The organism is Calidifontimicrobium sp. SYSU G02091, assembly GCF_022631395.1.
GTDB lineage: Bacteria > Pseudomonadota > Gammaproteobacteria > Burkholderiales > Burkholderiaceae_C > Calidifontimicrobium > Calidifontimicrobium sediminis.
This window is the reverse complement of the sequence record NZ_JALBGB010000032.1, coordinates 1-16,719: the sequence shown is the minus strand read 5'-3', so window position 1 is coordinate 16,719 and position 16,719 is coordinate 1. Positions and strand designations below refer to the sequence as shown.

The window sequence follows — 16,719 nt, the reverse complement described above, 5'->3', positions numbered from 1 at the left end:
CTGTGCGTGACAGGCGGCCGCGCGCACGGGGCGTCACCGTGTGCCGCGCCACAAGCGGCGAGGGCCGCCACGTGGCGGCCCTCTTGACATGAGAGCGACGCGCTCAGCGTCCGATCACGCGCACCATGTTGAGCAGGTTGCACGAGTAGCCGTACTCGTTGTCGTACCACGAGACGACCTTGACGAAGGTCGGGTCGAGCATGATGCCGGCCTCGGCGTCGAACACGCTCGGGCAGGTCTCGCCGCGGAAGTCGGTGGCCACGACCTTGTCCTCGGTGTAGCCGAGCACGCCCTTCATCGCGCCCTGGCTGGCGGCCTTCATCGCGGCGCAGATCGCCTCGTACGTCGTCTCCTTGTTCAGCTCGACGGTCAGGTCGACGACCGAGACGTCGGAGGTCGGCACGCGGAACGCCATGCCGGTGAGCTTCTTGTTCAGCGCCGGGATCACCTTGCCCACCGCCTTCGCAGCGCCGGTGCTGCTGGGGATGATGTTCTCGAGGATGCCGCGGCCGCCGCGCCAGTCCTTGTTGCTCGGGCCGTCGACCGTCTTCTGCGTCGCGGTGGCGGCGTGCACCGTCGTCATCAGGCCGCGCTTGACGCCGAAGTGGTCGTTAAGCACCTTGGCCACCGGCGCGAGGCAGTTCGTCGTGCACGACGCGTTCGAGACGATGGCCTGGCCGGCGTAGGTGTCGTGGTTGACGCCGTAGACGAACATCGGCGTGTCGTCCTTCGAGGGCGCGCTCTGGATGACCTTCTTCGCGCCGGCGTCGAGGTGCTTCTGGCAGGTGTCGAGCGTCAGGAACAGGCCGGTGGATTCGACGACGACGTCGGCGCCGACGTCGCCCCAGGCCAACTGCGCCGGATCCTTCACCGCGGTCAGGCGGATCTTCTTGCCATTGACGATCAGCGTCGAGCCATCGACGGCGACCTCGCCCTGGAAGCGCCCGTGCACCGAGTCGTACTTCAGCATGTACGCGAGGTAGTCGGGCTCGAGCAGGTCGTTGATGCCGACGACCTCGATGTCGGGGAAGTGCTTGACGGCGGCGCGAAACACCATGCGCCCGATGCGGCCGAAACCGTTGATGCCTACGCGGATGGTCATGAAGAGTCTCCTGGTTGACGAGGGGTGGCGGTGATCACTGGGACAGAACCCGACGCACCGTGTCGGCGACGTTGCGCGCGGTGAAGTGGAAGTGCTCGAACAGCGCGGCGGCCGGCGCGCTCTCGCCGTAGGTGTCGATGCCGACGACCGCGGCGCAGCCGTACTTCCACCAGAAGTCGGTCACGCCGGCCTCGACCGCGACGCGCGGCAGCTTCGGCGGCAGCACCGCCGTCTTGTAGGCCGTGCTCTGGCGGTCGAACACCGTCGTGCTAGGCATGCTGACGACGCGCACCGCGATGCCGTGCTCGTTGGCGAGCAGCTGCTGCGCGTGCAGCGCGAGCTGCACCTCGCTGCCGGTGGCGACGATCACCGCCTGCGCCTTCCTGCGCAGGCCCACCTCGCTCGGCTCGGCGAGCACGTAGGCGCCCTTGGCGATGTCGTCGAGGCCGGCCTTCGGCGCGTACGGCAGGTTCTGGCGCGACAGCAGCAGCGCGCTCGGGCGCGTCGCGTTGCCCAGCGCCATCGTCCACGCGATGACGGTCTCGGCGGTGTCGGCCGGGCGCCAGACGTCGAGGTTCGGGATCAGCCGCAGGCTCGCCGCGTGCTCGACGCTCTGGTGCGTCGGCCCGTCCTCGCCCAGCCCGATGCTGTCGTGCGTGAAGACGTGGATGACGCGCTGCTTCATCAGCGCGGCCATGCGGATCGCGTTGCGGCTGTAGTCGCTGAACGTCAGGAACGTGCCGCCGTACGGGATGTAGCCGCCGTGCAGCGCGACGCCGTTCATCACGGCAGCCATGCCGAACTCGCGCACGCCGTAGTTGATGTGGCGGCCGCCGTTGGGCCGGCCGTCGGCGTCGAAGCGCAGCGCCGGCGTGCTCGACGTGTTCGTCAGGTTCGATCCGGTCAGGTCGGCGCTGCCGCCGAGCAGCTCGGGCAGCGCCTTCGTGAACGCCTCGAGCGCGATCTGGCTCGCCTTGCGCGTGGCCACCGTCTCGGCCTTCGTGTGCGCCGCCACCGCCGCGTCGACGGCGACCTGCGCGAAGTTCGCCGGCAGCCGCCCGGCCATGCGGCGCTCGAACTCGGCGGCGAGTTCGGGGTGCGCCGCGCGGTAGGCGACGAAGCGCTGCTCCCACGCCGTCTGCGCCGCCGCGCCGCACGCCTTGGCGTCCCAGGCCTCGTAGACCGCCTCGGGGATCACGAACGGCTCGTGCGGCCAGCCCAGCGCCTCACGCGTGAGCCTGACCTCCTCGGCGCCAAGCGCCTCGCCATGCGCCTTCGCGCTGCCGGCGCGGTTGGGCGAGCCCTTGCCGATCGTCGTCTTCGCGACGATCAGCGTCGGCTTGCCGCACGGCGTCTTGGCCTCGGCGATCGCGGCGTCCATCGCGGCGACGTCGTGGCCGTCGACGGGCCCGATCACGCGCCAGCCGTAGCCGGCGAAGCGCAGCGCGACGTCGTCGACGTACCACGGCGCGACCGGCCCGTCGATGCTGATGCCGTTGTCGTCGTAGATCACGGCCAGCTTGTCGAGCTTCCACGCGCCGGCCAGCGCGCAGGCCTCGTGGCTGATGCCTTCCATCAGGCAGCCGTCGCCGGCGAAGACCCAGGTGCGGTGGTCGACGACGTCATGGCCGGGACGGTTGAACTCGGCGGCGAGCAGCTTCTCGGCCAGCGCCATGCCCACCGCGTTGGCCAGCCCCTGGCCGAGCGGGCCGGTCGTCGTCTCGACCCCCGGCGTGACGCCGACCTCGGGGTGCCCCGGCGTCTTGCTGTGCAGCTGGCGGAAGTGGCGCAGCTCGCTCATCGGCAGGTCGTAGCCCGTGAGGTGCAGCAGCGCGTACAGCAGCATCGAGCCGTGGCCGTTGGACAGCACGAAGCGGTCGCGGTCGGCCCAGTGCGGGTCGAGCGGGTTGTGCTTCAGGTGCCGGCCCCACAGCGCGACGGCGATCTCGGCCATGCCCATCGGCGCGCCGGGGTGGCCCGAGTGCGCCTGCTGCACGGCGTCCATCGCCAGCACGCGGATCGCGTCGGCCATCAGCTTGTCGGTGGCCGCGGCCACGCGGGAGGGGTCGAGGACGGAAGACATGGGCGGCGGGCCGACGGCGGATGCGGGAAAAGCCGGATTCTAGGAGCGCGCCCCGGGTCGACCGGCGCGCAGCACGGCGGCGCGCAAAGCCCGCATCGTGTGGCCCCGCGGGCGCACCGGGCTTGACATGGCTCAATCCTTGCGCGCCGGGCCGTGCGATGCTGCACCCGCTGCCGGAGGCCCGGCGACGGAGAGCGACGATGCGACCCCTGACGCTGACCGTGATCGAACAGGAGCACCAGGCACTGTCGGCGATGCTGCGTTCGATGAGCCTGCTGCTCGCGCAGGCACGGCGCGAGCAGCGCCTGCCCGACTTCGACGTGCTGCGCGCGATGCTGTTCTACGTCGACGAGTTTCCCGAGCGGCGGCACCACCCGAAGGAAAGCGAGCTGCTGTTCCCGAAGCTGCGTGCGCGTGCGCCCGAGATCGCGCCGGTGCTCGAGCGGCTCGACGCCGACCACGCGCGCGGCGAGAAGGCGATCCGCGACCTCGAGCACGCGCTGCTCGCATTCGAGGTGATGGGCGAGAGCCGCCGCGACGCGTTCGAGCAGGCGCTGGCGCGCTACCTCGACTTCTACCTGCAGCACATGGCGCTCGAGGAGCACGAGGTGCTGCCGGCGGCGCGGCGCACGCTGACCGAGGCCGACTGGGCCGAGCTCGACGCCGCATTCGCCGCCAACCGCGACCCGCTGACGGGCCACGAGCCGAGCGACGAGTACCGCCCGCTGTTCCAGCGCATCGTCAACCACGCGCCGGCGCCGATCGGGCTGGGCTGACGGCGCCCCTACCCTACACTGACGGCGTGTCGACGCCGCCGCCCACCGCGCTGATCCTAGCCGCCGGCCGCGGCGAGCGCATGCGTCCGCTGACCGACGCCACGCCCAAGCCGCTGCTGCGCGTGCGCGGCAAGCGGCTGATCGAGTGGCACCTCGAGGCGCTCGCGCGCGCCGGCGTGCGCGAGGTCGTCATCAACACGGCGTGGCTCGAGGAGCAGTTCCCGGCCGCGCTCGGCGACGGCGCGCGCTGGGGCCTGTCGATCCGCTACTCGACGGAAGGGCGCGACCACGGCGGCGCGCTCGAGACCGCCGGCGGCATGAAGAAGGCGCGGCGGTGGCTGTCGGACCCGTTCTGGGTCGTCTCGGGCGACGTGCACGTGCCCGACTTCGGCTTCGACGCGACGCTCGTCGACGACGTCGTCGCGAGCGGCCAGTGGGCGCGGCTGTGGCTGGTCGACAACCCGCCGCACCACCCGCAAGGCGACTTCGGCATCCGCGACGGTCTGGCCGACCGCGACGCGCGGCCGCGGCTGACCTGGAGCAGCATCGGCCTGTTCCGCCACACGTTCGTCGACGAACTGATGGCCACGCTGCCCGTCGGCACGAAGGCACCGCTGCGCCCCTACCTCGAGGCCGCGATCGACCGCCGCCGCCTCGGCGCCGAGCGTCACGCCGGGCGCTGGACCGATGTCGGCACGCCCGAGCGACTGGCCGACCTCGACGCCGCGGGCGGCTGAAGGCCGGGCCGGCGTTGTCGCCCGCACGGATCGACAATGCACCGATGACACCGCAGCCCCGCCCTCCCGACGCCCCGTTGCGGCTGGCCGTGATCGGCGCCGGCCCCGCGGGGCTGGCGCTGGCGCTGCGCGCGGCGCAGGCGCTGCCGCGCTGGCACGTCTCGCTGTTCGACGCGCGCCGCGTCGAACACGACGTCGCGCGCGACCCGCGCACGATCGCGCTGTCGCTGGGCAGCGTGCAGCTGCTGCGCCGGTTGGGCGCGTGGCCGGCCGCCGCCGCGCAGCCGATCGTCGAGGTGCACGTGTCGCAGGCCCCGCCGACGCTCACGCTGCCTTGGGGCGACGCGCGCGCGGCCGAGGTGCGCATCCGCGCCGCCGACGAGGCGGTGCCGATGCTCGGCGCCGTGCTGCCGTACGGCACCCTCGTCGCGCCGATGCAGGCGGCGTGGTTCGCGCACGCGCAGCGCGAGCCGCAGCGGCTGGCCACGCGCTTCGGCACGCCGGTGGCCGCGATCAAGCCGCTCGACGCGGCGGCCGGCGGCGGCGTCGAGGTCGACGCCGGCATCGCCGAGCGCTTCGACGCCGCCGTCGTCGCCGAGGGCGGCGTGTTCGCGCAGCAGGCGCGCAAGGCGCTGTCGCACGACTACCGCCAGACGGCCTGGGTCGGCACCGCGACGATGGACGGCGCACCCGAAGGCGTCGCGTTCGAGCGCTTCACGCGCGCCGGGCCGCTCGCGCTGCTGCCGCTGCCCGGCGGCGCCGACAGCGCGCGCTGCGCGGCGATGGTGTGGTGCGTGGGCAGCGACGACGACCCGGTGCGCGAGCTGACCGACGCGCAGCGCGTGGCCGTCGTCAACAGCCTGCTGCCCACCGCCGCCGGCCGCGTCGTCGCGCTGTCGCCGCTGAAGGCCTTCGCACTCGGCCTGAACGCCGAGCGCACGCTCGTCGACGGACGCACCGTGCGCATCGGCAACGCGGCACAGACGCTGCACCCGGTGGCCGGCCAGGGGCTGAACCTGGGGCTGCGCGACGCCTACACGCTGGTGCAGGCGCTGCGCGACGTCGCCGACGCCGGCGCGATCGACCGCGCGCTGGCGCACGTCGAGTGGGCGCGCGCGCCCGACCGCTGGAGCACGATCGCCGTCACCGACTTCCTCGCGCGCAGCTTCACGTGGACCTGGCCCGGCGTGGCCGCCGCGCGCGGCGCGGCGCTCGCGGCGCTGCAGGCGGCGCGGCCGCTGAAGTCGCTGTTCGCGCGGCAGATGATGTTCGGCCGCCGCTGAACGCCCCGGCGCTTCAGACCGCGCCCTGCACGTTGACGTACAGCGCGTACAGCGAGTGGCTGGCGGCCATGAACAGGCGGTTGCGCCGCATGCCGCCGAAGCACAGGTTGGCACAACGCTCGGGCAGGTGGATGTGGCCGATCGCACGGCCGCCGGCATCATAGACGCGCACACCGTCGAGGCCCTCGGGATCGACGCCCGGTGCACCGCTGCTGCCGAATCCGCACCACACGTTGCCCAACGCGTCGACGGCGATGCCGTCGAACGCGCCCGGCCCCTGCGCGTCGGCGAAAAGCCTCTTGTTCGTGAGCGACCCGTCGGCGCCGACGTCGTACTGCCAGATGCGCCGGTGAGGCACGGCACGGCTCTCGACAACGTACAGCACCCGCTCGTCGGGCGAAAACGCCAGGCCATTGGGTGCGGCGAGGTCGTCGATGACACGCGTCAGCGCCCCGCTGGTCCCGTCGATGCGGTAGACCGCCCATGGCGTCTCGCTGGCCGCGGGCTCGCCCTCCCACCAGCCGGCGATGCCGAAGAGCGGGTCGCTGAACCAGATGCTGCCGTCGCGCGCACAGACGATGTCGTTCGGCGAGTTCAGCCGCTTGCCGTTCCAGCGCTCGGCCAAGACGGTGATGCTGCCGTCGTACTCGGTGCGCGTGACGCGGCGCGTGCGGTGCTCGCAAGCGAGCAACCGGCCTTGGCGGTCACGCGCCAGGCCGTTGGCGTGGTTCGACGGCTGGCGATAGACGCCCACGGTGCCGGTGCATTCGTCCCAGCGCAGGATGCGGTCGTTGGGGATGTCGCTCCACAGCAGGAAACGCCCGTCACCGAACCAGACGGGCCCTTCGCTCCAGCGGCAGCCTGTGGCCAGCTGCTCGACCGAAGCCGAATAAAGCCGCAGGGCGAGGAAACTCTCGTGGAGCACCTCGATGCGCGGGTCGGGGCAACGCACAGAGGGCGTGAATGCGACGCCTGGCGACGACGGCGGCGGCAGCGGCTGCGACATGGCGGCCTCTACAGCCCGAAGGCGCGCGGCAGTGCCAGCGAGATCGCCGGCACATAGGTGACCAGCGCCAGCACCAGCAGCATGGCGGCAAAGAATGGCAACAGCGCACGCGCCACGGTCTCGATCGGAAGCCGTGCGATCGCCGCGCCGACGAATAGCACGCCGCCCACCGGCGGGGTGATCAGCCCGATGCCGAGGTTGACCATCATGATCATGCCGAAGTGCACCGGATCGACGCCGATCTGCGTGACTACCGGCAGCAGTATCGGGGTCATGATGAGGATCAGCGGTGCCATGTCCATCAGTGTGCCCAGCAACAGCAGCAGCACATTGATCATCAGCAGGATCACCCAAGGCTGCTGGCTGACGCTGGTGAAAGCCGCGGTGATCTGCTGCGGGATCAGCATCAGCGTCATGATGTAGCCAAACGCGGCGGCAAAGCCGATGAGGATCATCACGATGGCCAGCGTTTTGACGACCCGGTGCAGCAGCAGCGGAAGTTCGCGCCAGCGGTAATCGCGGTAAACGAACATCGTCACGAAGAAGGCCCACAGCACGGCGATCGCCGCCGACTCGGTCGCGGTGAACACGCCCGACAGAATGCCGCCAAGGATGATGACCACCGTCATCAGACCCCACAGCGCTTCGACGCAGATCTTCAGCGCCTGGCGCAGCGGCACGCGCTCGCCGGCCGGAAAGGCCCTGCGACGCGCGGTGAACAGGCACAGCGCAGCCAGCGTGAGACCGAGCAACAGCCCTGGCAGAACCCCGGCGACGAACAATGCCGCGATCGAGACGGTGCCCCCCGCCGCCAACGAATAGATGATGGCGTTGTGCGATGGCGGAATCAGGATGGCCTGCACCGAGCCGCTGACGGTGACTGCGGTGGCAAAGTCTTTCGGGTAACCCTTCTTGGCCATTTCCGGGATCAGTACCGAGCCGACCGAGGCCGTGTCGGCCATCGATGAGCCGGAGATGGCACCGAAGAAGGTCGACGCCAGGATGTTGACCAGCGACAGACCGCCGCGGATGAAGCCCACCAGCACCGCCGCGAAGGCGACCAGACGGCGCGACATTCCCCCCTCGGCCATGATCGCACCGGCGAGCACGAAAAAGGGGATGGCCAGCAGCGAGAACTTGTTGACGCCAGCGGCGAGCTGGATCATCACGGCGTCGATCGGCAGCTCGAGCCATAGCGCGCCGATCAGCGCAGACAAACCCATCGCGTAGGCCACCGGCATGCCGATGAGGATCAGCGCGGCGAACGAACCGAGCAGGATCAGGGCGTCCATGTCGAGCGATATGGCAAGAAACGCAGGAAACGGGCCTGGGCCGCCGAATTCATCCCGCCACGTCCTGCGGCGTCGCGTCGACGGCGACGACGCGACGCAGGTGCTGGGGGCCGAACAGCATGTGTTCGATGACGAAGCACGCGGTCAGCAAGCCACCGAGCGGCAACGGCACGTACGTCAGCCCCACTGGCAGCCAGGGCAGCTGGCCGATGACCTGCCCCCAAGTGGACAGGCAAAGCCGCGCACCGTAGACAACGACGAACATCGCCACCGCCAGCATCAGCAGATGCACCAAGCCGCGCAGCGGCCGCCGCCAGAGGGCAGGCAGACGCTCGGTCAGAAGCGCCACCGCGATGTGCGCGCCGGCGCGGTAGGCGGCGGCAGCACCAAGGAAGGTGAACAGCACCATCAGCTGGATCGCGATCGGCTCCGGCCACTGCGAGCCGGTGCCGAGCACGTATCGCGTGAAGATGCCCCACGGAATGATGGCCGCCATCGTCACGATGGCGATGCCCGAAACCCAGATGCAGCCGAGGTACAGCGCATCGTTGAATCGCAGAACGCAGTCTTTCATGGCGGCGGCTGGCATGCAGCGTCGGCGCGGTGCAGGCTTCAGCGAACGTCGGCGATGCGCTTCATCAGGTCGGTGAACTGCGCACCGTACTTCGCGCGCACCGGGGCCGTGGCCTCGTAGAAAGGCCGGGTGTCGACGTCGATGAACTGGATGCCAGCGGCTTTGAGCTTGGCCGTGTAGTCGGCTACGCTGCGGTCCCACAGCTCACGCTGTTCCATTTGCGCCTCGCGGGCGAGCCGCTTGACCAGCGCCTGGTCGTCCTTGGACAGCCGGTCCCACGTGACCTTGGACATCACCAGGATCTCAGGAATGATCAGATGGTGCGTCTGGGCGTAGTACTTGGCCGGCGTGTTGTAGTGATTGGCGGTGAAATAGCTCGGCGGGTTGTTCTCGGCACCGTCGATGACACCGGTCTGCAGTGCCGAGAACACCTCGCCGTAGGCCATACTGATGCCGTTGCCGCCCATCGCGTTCATCGTGTCAACGAACAGCGGGTTGCCCATCATGCGGACCTTCAGGCCCTTGAGGTCCTCGGGGGTACGCACCGGTTTTTTGGCGTACAGGCTGCGCGAGCCGCTGTCCATCCATGCCAAGCCCACCAGGCGCGCCGGACTGTCGGTGACCTTTTGCAGCAGCTCATCGCCGATCGGTCCGTCGATGACCTTGCGCATGTGTGCGACATCACGGAAGACGAACGGCATGTTGAACACGTTCACGTCGGGCACGATGGGACCGACGACGCCGAGTGAGATGCGGTTGATCTGGATCGCGCCGAGCTGGGTCTGCTCGACCGACTCTTTCTCCTGTCCGAGCACGGCGCCAGCGAACATCTGCAGCTTGATGCGACCGTTGGTCGCAGCCTCGAGCTTCTTGCCCATGTTCTCGACGGCCACCACGGTAGGGTAGCCGGCCGGATGGGTGTCGGCGGCCTTCAGCACAAGCGATTGGGCGTGGGCCAGCAGCGGTGCGGCGATGGCGACCAGCGTCGCGGCCATCAGTACTCTGCGTTGGGGCATGGAAGTCTCCTCGTGGGTGGGGGTGCGGATCGGACCGCCGCGGGTGGCGGCCCAGGGTTCAGGCGTCGAATGGCCCTTGCTTAACAAAGGTGCCCCCTTGGTAGATCACCGCCGGGTCGTCACGGTCGAGCACAGGCTGGCGCGCCTCGAGCGCGGCCCGAAAGGGTTCCGACGAGTCCTGCGGACGGTAGCCGACGTGGCGGGCACGACCGTTGTCATACCAGGCACGGGGGTTGTCGCTGATGCCGTAGATCACACTGTGGCCGACCACCGGTGCAGTCAGCGCGGCCACGACGAGCCGCTCCAGGTCGTCGTAACTCAACCAGGTGGCCAGCATGCGTCGGTCCTTCGGCTCGGGAAACGCCGATCCGATGCGCACACTGACCGTTTCGATGCCGTAGCGGTCCCAGTAAAACTGCGCCAAGTTCTCGCCGAATGCCTTGGACAGGCCGTAGTAGCCGTCGGGGCGCACCGGCATCGCGGCATCGATGGTCTCGCCCTGACGGTAGAAGCCGGTGACGTGGTTCGAGCTGGCGAACACGACTCGCCGCACATCGTGCACGCGAGCAGCCTCGTAGACGTGGTAGGTGCCTACGATGTTGGCCGGCAGCACTTCCTCGAAAGGCCGCTCGACCGACACGCCGCCCAGGTGCACGACCGCATCGATGCCTGCCAGCAGGGCCCGCACGGCGGCCCTGTCCTCGAGCCGAGCGATGACGACTTCCTCGCCAGGGCCGGCCGGTGACAGTGGCGCCATGTCGGACACTCGTAGCACCTCGCAATAGCGCGCCAGGCGCGGACGCAGTTCACGCCCGAGCGCGCCGGCCGCACCGGTCAGCAGCAGACGGCGAAAGCGGATCGTGGAGCAGGGGTCGATCGGCACAGGCATTCCTCGGACTGCCACACTGTGGAGCGCCGCACCCGGTCCGTCCGGGCGACATCAGCGATCGGGCAGCGTACGGCGAAGTGGGACTTGCGTTCAGTGATCTGTTGTCGTACAACAATCGTGGTTCGATCGCGCCCATCTGTCAACCCACCGAACGCGAGGGAAAACCCTTTGCTCACGACCGCCGCCCACCCTGAACTTGCGCGTCGCAAAGCGCGCACGCTGGCACTGGCACTCGTCGAGGCGATCGGCGAACGCATCCGCGACGGCTCGCTGGCACCAGGGCAGAAGTTGCCCACCGAGGCCGAAGTCATGCACGAGTTCGGCGTCAGTCGCACGGTCGTGCGCGAGGCACTGTCGAAGCTGCAGGCCGCCGGGCTGGTGCAGACGCGACACGGCATCGGCACCTTCGTCGCCGCCCCCCCCGAAGGGGCAGCGTTTCGCATCGGACCCGAGCAGATGGCCACGCTGCGCGACGTGATTGCCGTGCTCGAACTGCGCATCGGCGTCGAGACCGAGGCCGCCGGCCTGGCCGCCAAGCGCCGCAGCGACGACAACCTGCGTGCGATGCGTACCGCACTCGACGCGCTGGCGGCGGCGCACGAACAGGGGCAAGACGCCGTGGGCGCCGACTTCCAGTTCCACCTTGAAATCGCACGCGCGACGCAGAACCCGCACTTCGTCGAGCTGATGAGCACCCTGGGCACCAACATCATCCCGCGCGCACGCCTCGACGCCGACCGCACAATGAGCGAGGAACGCCGCGCGTATCTGCGCCGCGTCAACGCCGAGCACGAAAGCATCTACGAAGCCATCGCCAGCGGCGACAGCGACGCCGCCCGCGCGGCGATGCGCATGCACCTGGCACAAAGCCGCGAGCGCCGCCGCCGCGCCGCCGAGGCACAGGCCAGCACCTCCGACACCCCCTGAGCCGAATCCGACCGGTCCGGTCGGGCTTGACAGCACAAACCCATGTTGTACGATGACATACAACAAATAACTGGACTCCACCTTGCGCGCCGCCACTGAACACGCGCCTTCAGTCCCGCCATTCCAAAGGGTTCACCGATGACCACATCCCGCCGCACCGCGCTGGCCGCCATGCTGGCCACTGGAATCGCCCCCGCAGCCTTCGCCCAGACCCCGGCCACCTGGCCAGGGTCGCAGCCAGTGACGCTGATCGTGCCGTTCCCGCCCGGCGGCTCGACCGACCTCATCGCGCGCACGCTGCAGCCCAAGCTGCAGGAGCAACTGGGCGGCACGTGGATCGTCGAGAACCGCGCCGGCGCCACCGGCACCGTCGGTGCCGGTGTCGTGGCGCGCGCGCCGGCCGATGGGCACACGCTGCTCGTGTCGTCGCTGGGGCCGTTCGTCATCGCGCCGCATTTGATCAAGGTGAACTACGACGCACTCAAGGACCTCGATCCGATCAGTGTCGTCGTGCAAGCACCCAACGTGCTGGTGGTGCCGGCAGCCAGTGCACACAAATCGCTTGCCGACGTGCTGGTCCACCTGAAAGCAAAACCCGGCCAGATGACGTTCGCGTCGTCGGGCAACGGCAGCAGCGACCACCTGACGGCCGAATTGTTCTGGCAGCAGACCGGCACCAGCGGCGTGCACGTGCCCTACAAGGGCGGCGGACCAGCGATGCAAGACCTGCTGGGAGCACAAGTCGACGGTTCGTTCATGAACATCAATACCGCGCTACCTCAGATCCGCGCTGGCAAACTGCGCGCCCTGGCCATCACCGCAGACCGCCGCTCGCCGCTTCTGCCCGACGTGCCGACACTGAAGGAGAGCGGCATTGCCGGCGTCGACGTCTATTCCTGGCAGGCAATGGCCGGCCCGCGCGGGATGCCCGCCGAGCTGAAGAACCGTCTGCGCGCGGCCATCGCCACAGCGCTGGGCGATGCCGCGATCCGGCCCAAGCTGCTCGAGCTGGGCTTCGAGATCGTCGCCAGCACCCCCGAGCAGTTCGCCGCCTTCCAGGCCGCCGAGTACGTCCGCTGGCAGAAGCTCATCTCTGACCGCAACATCAAAGCAGACTGAGACGCCGACGATGCACGATCCGTCTGTCTCCCCAGCGTGCGTCGACGCAACCGACACACCGCGCATCGCCTCGGTGCACGCCGTGCCGGTGGCCGGCCGCGACAGCATGCTGCTCAATCTGTCGGGGGCGCACGCGCCGTTCTTCACGCGCAACCTGGCCATCGTCACCGACAGCGCCGGACGCACCGGCGTCGGTGAAGTGCCCGGCGGCGAGGTCATCCGCCGCACCATCGACGACGCCGCAGCGCTGCTCGTCGGCCAACCCATCGGCGCGCTGCGCCGCCTGCTGAACGCTGTGCAGCAGCATTTCGCCGACCGCGATGCCGGCGGCCGGGGACTGCAGACGTTCGACCTGCGTACCACCGTTCATGCCGTCGCCGCACTCGAATCGGCGCTGCTGGACCTGCTCGGCCAGCATCTTGGGGTACCGGTGGCCGACCTGCTCGGCGAGGGCCGCCAGCGCGACGAAGTCCCGGTGCTGGGGTACCTGTTCTTCATCGGCGACCGCCAGCGCAGCGGCCTGCCGTATGTCAGCCCCGGCGAGGAGGCCGAGGACGCCGACGACTGGCTGCACCTGCGCCACACGCCGGCGCTGGACGCCGACGCCGTCGTGCGACTGGCCACAGCCGCAAAGGCACGCTACGGCTTCGAGGACTTCAAGCTCAAGGGTGGCGTCCTGCGGGGTGACGACGAGGTCGAGGTGGTGACGGCGCTGCATGAGCGTTTCCCGCATGCCCGCATCACGCTGGATCCCAACGGTGCCTGGTCACTGGCCGAGGCGGTGCGCCTGGGCCAGCGGCTGCGGGGCGTCGTCGCCTATGCCGAAGATCCGTGCGGTGCCGAAGGGGGATTTTCCGGCCGCGAGGTGATGGCCGAGTTCCGCCGTGCCACCGGTCTGCCGACCGCCACGAACATGATCGCCACCGACTGGCGGCAACTGGTGCACGCGCTGGCCCTGCAGGCGGTCGACATTCCGCTGGCGGACCCGCATTTTTGGACCCTGACCGGCAGCGTGCGCGTAGCACAGACCTGCCGCGACTGGGGCCTGACCTGGGGTTCGCATTCGAACAACCATTTCGACATCAGCCTGGCCATGTTCACGCACGTGGCTGCCGCCGCACCGGGACGCATCACGGCGATCGACACCCACTGGATCTGGCAGGACGGACAGCACCTAACGAAGCAACCATTGCGTATCGAAGGCGGGCGCATCCGCGTGCCGCAGCGGCCGGGTCTGGGCATCGAGCTCGATCACGCCGCCGTCGACGAGGCCCACCGCTTGTACCTGCAGCACGGCCTGGACGCTCGCGACGACGCGCTGGCCATGCAGAGCCTGATCCCGGGCTGGCGCTTCGACCCCAAGCGCCCGTGCCTGGTGCGCTGAGAGACCCCGAGTGACCGCCCACGCCCGACCGCCACATGTGATTCGCAGCGACGCGCGCGACAACGTCGCCATCGTCGTCGACGACGATGGCCTGGCAGCCGGCACGGTGCTGCCCGGCGGCCCCACGCTGGTCGACCGCGTACCGCGCGGGCACAAGGTGGCGCTGACCGACCTGGCCGCAGGCGACGAGGTGCGCCGCTACGGCGTCGTCATCGGCCACGCCCAACAGCCAATCCGCGCCGGCGCCTGGGTCCACGACGGCCTGCTGCGGATGCCGGCAGTGCGCAGCCTCGACGGCTTGCCGGTGGCCACCGCCCCGCAGCCGGCGTGGCAGCCGCTGCAAGGACTGACCTTCGAGGGTTACCGCAACCCCGACGGCTCGGTCGGAACGCGCAACCTGCTGGCGCTGACGACCACGGTGCAGTGCGTGGCCGGCGTCGTCGAGCACGCCGTACGCCGCATCCGCAGTGAACTGCTGCCGAAGTACCCGTACGTCGACGGCGTCGTCGCGCTCGAGCACGCCTACGGCTGTGGCGTGGCCATTGACGCGCCAGACGCGGCGATCCCGATCCGCACGCTGCGCCACCTCAGCCAAAACCCCAATTTCGGGGGCGAAGTGCTGGTCGTCAGCTTGGGCTGCGAAAAGCTGCAGCCCGAGCGGCTGCTGCCGGGGCGCACGATCGCCGTGCAATCGCACGTGCCGCACGACAGCGGCCTGCACGTCGTGCGGCTCCAAGACCACGCCGGCTTCGGTGCAATGCTCGATGCCATCGTCGAAGCCGCCGAGCCGCACCTGCAGCGGCTCAACGCCAGGCGACGAGAAACGGTGCCCGCCAGCGAGCTCGTCGTCGGCGTGCAATGCGGTGGCAGCGACGCCTTTTCCGGGGTGACGGCCAACCCGGCCGTCGGTGCGGCAGCCGACTTGCTGGTACGCGCCGGCGCCACCGTGATGTTCAGCGAGAACACCGAAGTGCGCGACGCCGTCGAGCAACTCACCGCACGTGCCGCAACGCCGGACGTCGCCACCGCGATCGTGCGCGAACTCGCCTGGTACGACGCGTATCTCGGCCGCGGCCACGTCGATCGCAGCGCCAACACGACACCGGGTAACAAAGCCGGAGGATTGGCCAACATCGTCGAGAAAGCGATGGGCTCGATCGTCAAGAGTGGACACGCGCCGATCTCCCACGTACTCGCGCCGGGTGAACGCCTGCGCCGCGACCAGCGAGGCCTGGTGTTCGCCGCCACGCCGGCGTCGGACTTCATCTGCGGCACGTTACAAATGGCCGCCGGCATGAATCTGCACGTGTTCACTACCGGTCGCGGCACACCATACGGCCTGGCAGCAGTGCCGGTCGTCAAAGTGGCCACGCACAGCGCGCTGGCCCGGCGCTGGCACGACCTGATCGATCTCGACGCCGGTCCGATCGCCACCGGCCAAGCCAGCGTCGAAGAGGTCGGCTGGCAGCTCGTGCAACTGATGCTGGAGGTAGCCAGCGGCCGGCGCACCTGGGCCGAGCACTGGGGCGTGCACAACACGCTGACGCTGTTCAACCCCGCGCCTGTGACCTGACCGAACTTTTTGTCGCCCTGGAAGGGATCCCTCCATGAGAGAAAACCGCCTTCGCCAGCTGTGGCGCGAAAACCGTACCGCCGTCAACGGCTGGCTGGCCATCCCGAGCGCCTTTGCCGCCGAGGTGATGGCGCACCAGGGCTGGGACACGCTGACGGTGGACATGCAGCACGGCGTCGTCGACTACCAGGCCATGGTCACGCTGCTGCAGGCCATTTCCACCACCGCCACCGAGCCACTGGTACGCGTGCCCTGGCTGGATCCGGGTCTTCTGATGAAGACGCTCGACGCCGGCGCATGGGGCGTGATCTGTCCGATGATCAACACGCGCGACGACGCGGCGCGTCTGGTGGCGTGGACGACGTATGCCCCGCGTGGCGCGCGCAGTTTCGGCCCGGTGCGTGCGCAGCTGTACGGCGGCGCAGACTACCCTGCGCATGCCGACGCAACGATCGTGCGTTTCGCGATGATCGAAACGGCACAGGCCCTGGACCAGATCGACGCAATCCTCTCGGTCGAAGGACTGGACGCTGTCTACGTCGGCCCGTCGGACCTGTCGCTGTCGCTGGGCTGCAAACCGTCGTTCGACGACGTCGAGCCCAAGGTCGCACAGGCAATCGATCACATCCTCGAGCGCGCGCACGCGCACGGCGTGGTCGCCGGCATCCACAACGGCAGCGTCGAAGCAGCCCGCGCGAGGGCCGCGCGCGGCTTTCGTTTCGTCACCGTCAGTTCCGATGCGCGCTTGCTGGCTGCCGGATCACAGCAGATCCTGCAGCGCATGCGCGCCCCTTGAGACCCCTGGCGACTCCTGCTGCCGCCGGCTTCCCCAACCTTCATCCGCGAAAGGAGACACCCAGTATGCAACTCGGCTTCATCGGCCTGGGCATCATGGGCGCGCCGATGTGCGGCCACCTGATCCGCGCCGGGCACCAGCTGTTCGTGCACACGCGCAGCA

General features: G+C 69.4%; 16 protein-coding genes. 9 read left to right on the top strand and 7 right to left on the bottom strand.

The genetic code is table 11. The annotated features are described in order from the left end of the window. Nucleotides 1–103: 103 nt before the first annotated feature. Together gap and tkt are read right to left on the bottom strand one after the other, a co-directional pair. On the bottom strand, nucleotides 104–1,102 hold the full coding sequence (gene gap, locus MOJ79_RS15850; RefSeq protein ID WP_241925027.1) for a type I glyceraldehyde-3-phosphate dehydrogenase: 999 nt from the start codon (nucleotides 1,100–1,102) through the stop codon (nucleotides 104–106). A gap of 34 nt (nucleotides 1,103–1,136) precedes the next feature. After that, entirely contained in the window at nucleotides 1,137–3,185 is a 2,049-nt protein-coding gene (tkt, locus tag MOJ79_RS15845) for a transketolase (RefSeq protein ID WP_241925026.1), read from the bottom strand. Between the two features lie 200 nt (nucleotides 3,186–3,385). Between tkt and MOJ79_RS15840 the strand changes: the two genes are divergently transcribed. From MOJ79_RS15840 to MOJ79_RS15830, 3 genes are read left to right on the top strand one after another with little or no spacing between them, the layout of a single operon-like run. Beyond that, on the top strand, nucleotides 3,386–3,961 hold the full coding sequence (locus MOJ79_RS15840) for a hemerythrin domain-containing protein (RefSeq protein WP_119354389.1): 576 nt from the start codon (nucleotides 3,386–3,388) through the stop codon (nucleotides 3,959–3,961). Between the two features lie 26 nt (nucleotides 3,962–3,987). Beyond that, nucleotides 3,988–4,698, top strand: coding sequence for an N-acetylmuramate alpha-1-phosphate uridylyltransferase MurU (murU, locus tag MOJ79_RS15835; RefSeq protein ID WP_336606334.1), 711 nt, complete (start codon nucleotides 3,988–3,990; stop codon nucleotides 4,696–4,698). 44 nt (nucleotides 4,699–4,742) lie between these two features. After that, nucleotides 4,743–5,981, top strand: a complete 1,239-nt coding sequence (locus MOJ79_RS15830; protein WP_241925025.1) for an FAD-dependent monooxygenase — start codon at nucleotides 4,743–4,745, stop codon at nucleotides 5,979–5,981. Between the two features lie 13 nt (nucleotides 5,982–5,994). Here MOJ79_RS15830 and MOJ79_RS15825 read toward each other — a convergent pair whose 3' ends face one another. From MOJ79_RS15825 to MOJ79_RS15805, 5 genes are read right to left on the bottom strand one after another with little or no spacing between them, the layout of a single operon-like run. Then, complete coding sequence (locus MOJ79_RS15825; RefSeq protein ID WP_241925024.1) at nucleotides 5,995–6,987, bottom strand: SMP-30/gluconolactonase/LRE family protein; 993 nt, start codon at nucleotides 6,985–6,987, stop codon at nucleotides 5,995–5,997. An 8-nt stretch (nucleotides 6,988–6,995) separates the two neighbouring features. Next, on the bottom strand, nucleotides 6,996–8,279 hold the full coding sequence (locus MOJ79_RS15820) for a TRAP transporter large permease (protein ID WP_241925023.1): 1,284 nt from the start codon (nucleotides 8,277–8,279) through the stop codon (nucleotides 6,996–6,998). A 49-nt stretch (nucleotides 8,280–8,328) separates the two neighbouring features. Continuing rightward, the gene (locus MOJ79_RS15815) at nucleotides 8,329–8,868 is read right to left on the bottom strand and encodes a TRAP transporter small permease (protein ID WP_241925022.1); all 540 of its coding nucleotides are present in this window, start codon (nucleotides 8,866–8,868) and stop codon (nucleotides 8,329–8,331) included. 23 nt (nucleotides 8,869–8,891) lie between these two features. Next, nucleotides 8,892–9,869 carry a TRAP transporter substrate-binding protein gene (locus MOJ79_RS15810; protein ID WP_241925021.1) on the bottom strand — a complete coding sequence of 326 codons (978 nt, stop codon included), beginning with the start codon at nucleotides 9,867–9,869 and terminating at the stop codon, nucleotides 8,892–8,894. 58 nt (nucleotides 9,870–9,927) lie between these two features. Then, nucleotides 9,928–10,758 carry an NAD-dependent epimerase/dehydratase family protein gene (locus MOJ79_RS15805; protein ID WP_241925020.1) on the bottom strand — a complete coding sequence of 277 codons (831 nt, stop codon included), beginning with the start codon at nucleotides 10,756–10,758 and terminating at the stop codon, nucleotides 9,928–9,930. A gap of 168 nt (nucleotides 10,759–10,926) precedes the next feature. Here MOJ79_RS15805 and MOJ79_RS15800 point away from each other — a divergent pair, with 168 nt between their 5' ends. The 6 genes from MOJ79_RS15800 to MOJ79_RS15775 form a co-directional block, all read left to right on the top strand. Beyond that, complete coding sequence (locus MOJ79_RS15800; protein WP_336606336.1) at nucleotides 10,927–11,685, top strand: FadR/GntR family transcriptional regulator; 759 nt, start codon at nucleotides 10,927–10,929, stop codon at nucleotides 11,683–11,685. Nucleotides 11,686–11,823: 138 nt separating this feature from the next. Next, nucleotides 11,824–12,804: a Bug family tripartite tricarboxylate transporter substrate binding protein gene (locus tag MOJ79_RS15795; protein ID WP_442863136.1), complete on the top strand. Its 981-nt coding sequence runs from the start codon at nucleotides 11,824–11,826 to the stop codon at nucleotides 12,802–12,804. A 106-nt stretch (nucleotides 12,805–12,910) separates the two neighbouring features. Next, nucleotides 12,911–14,188, top strand: a complete 1,278-nt coding sequence (locus MOJ79_RS15790) for an enolase C-terminal domain-like protein (RefSeq protein WP_241925049.1) — start codon at nucleotides 12,911–12,913, stop codon at nucleotides 14,186–14,188. A 10-nt stretch (nucleotides 14,189–14,198) separates the two neighbouring features. Further along, nucleotides 14,199–15,761 carry a galactarate dehydratase gene (gene garD, locus MOJ79_RS15785; protein ID WP_241925019.1) on the top strand — a complete coding sequence of 521 codons (1,563 nt, stop codon included), beginning with the start codon at nucleotides 14,199–14,201 and terminating at the stop codon, nucleotides 15,759–15,761. Between the two features lie 34 nt (nucleotides 15,762–15,795). Next, complete coding sequence (locus MOJ79_RS15780) at nucleotides 15,796–16,557, top strand: HpcH/HpaI aldolase family protein (RefSeq protein WP_241925018.1); 762 nt, start codon at nucleotides 15,796–15,798, stop codon at nucleotides 16,555–16,557. Nucleotides 16,558–16,622: 65 nt separating this feature from the next. After that, a partial coding sequence (locus MOJ79_RS15775) for an NAD(P)-binding domain-containing protein (RefSeq protein WP_241925048.1) occupies nucleotides 16,623–16,719 on the top strand: 97 nt, incomplete at its 3' end.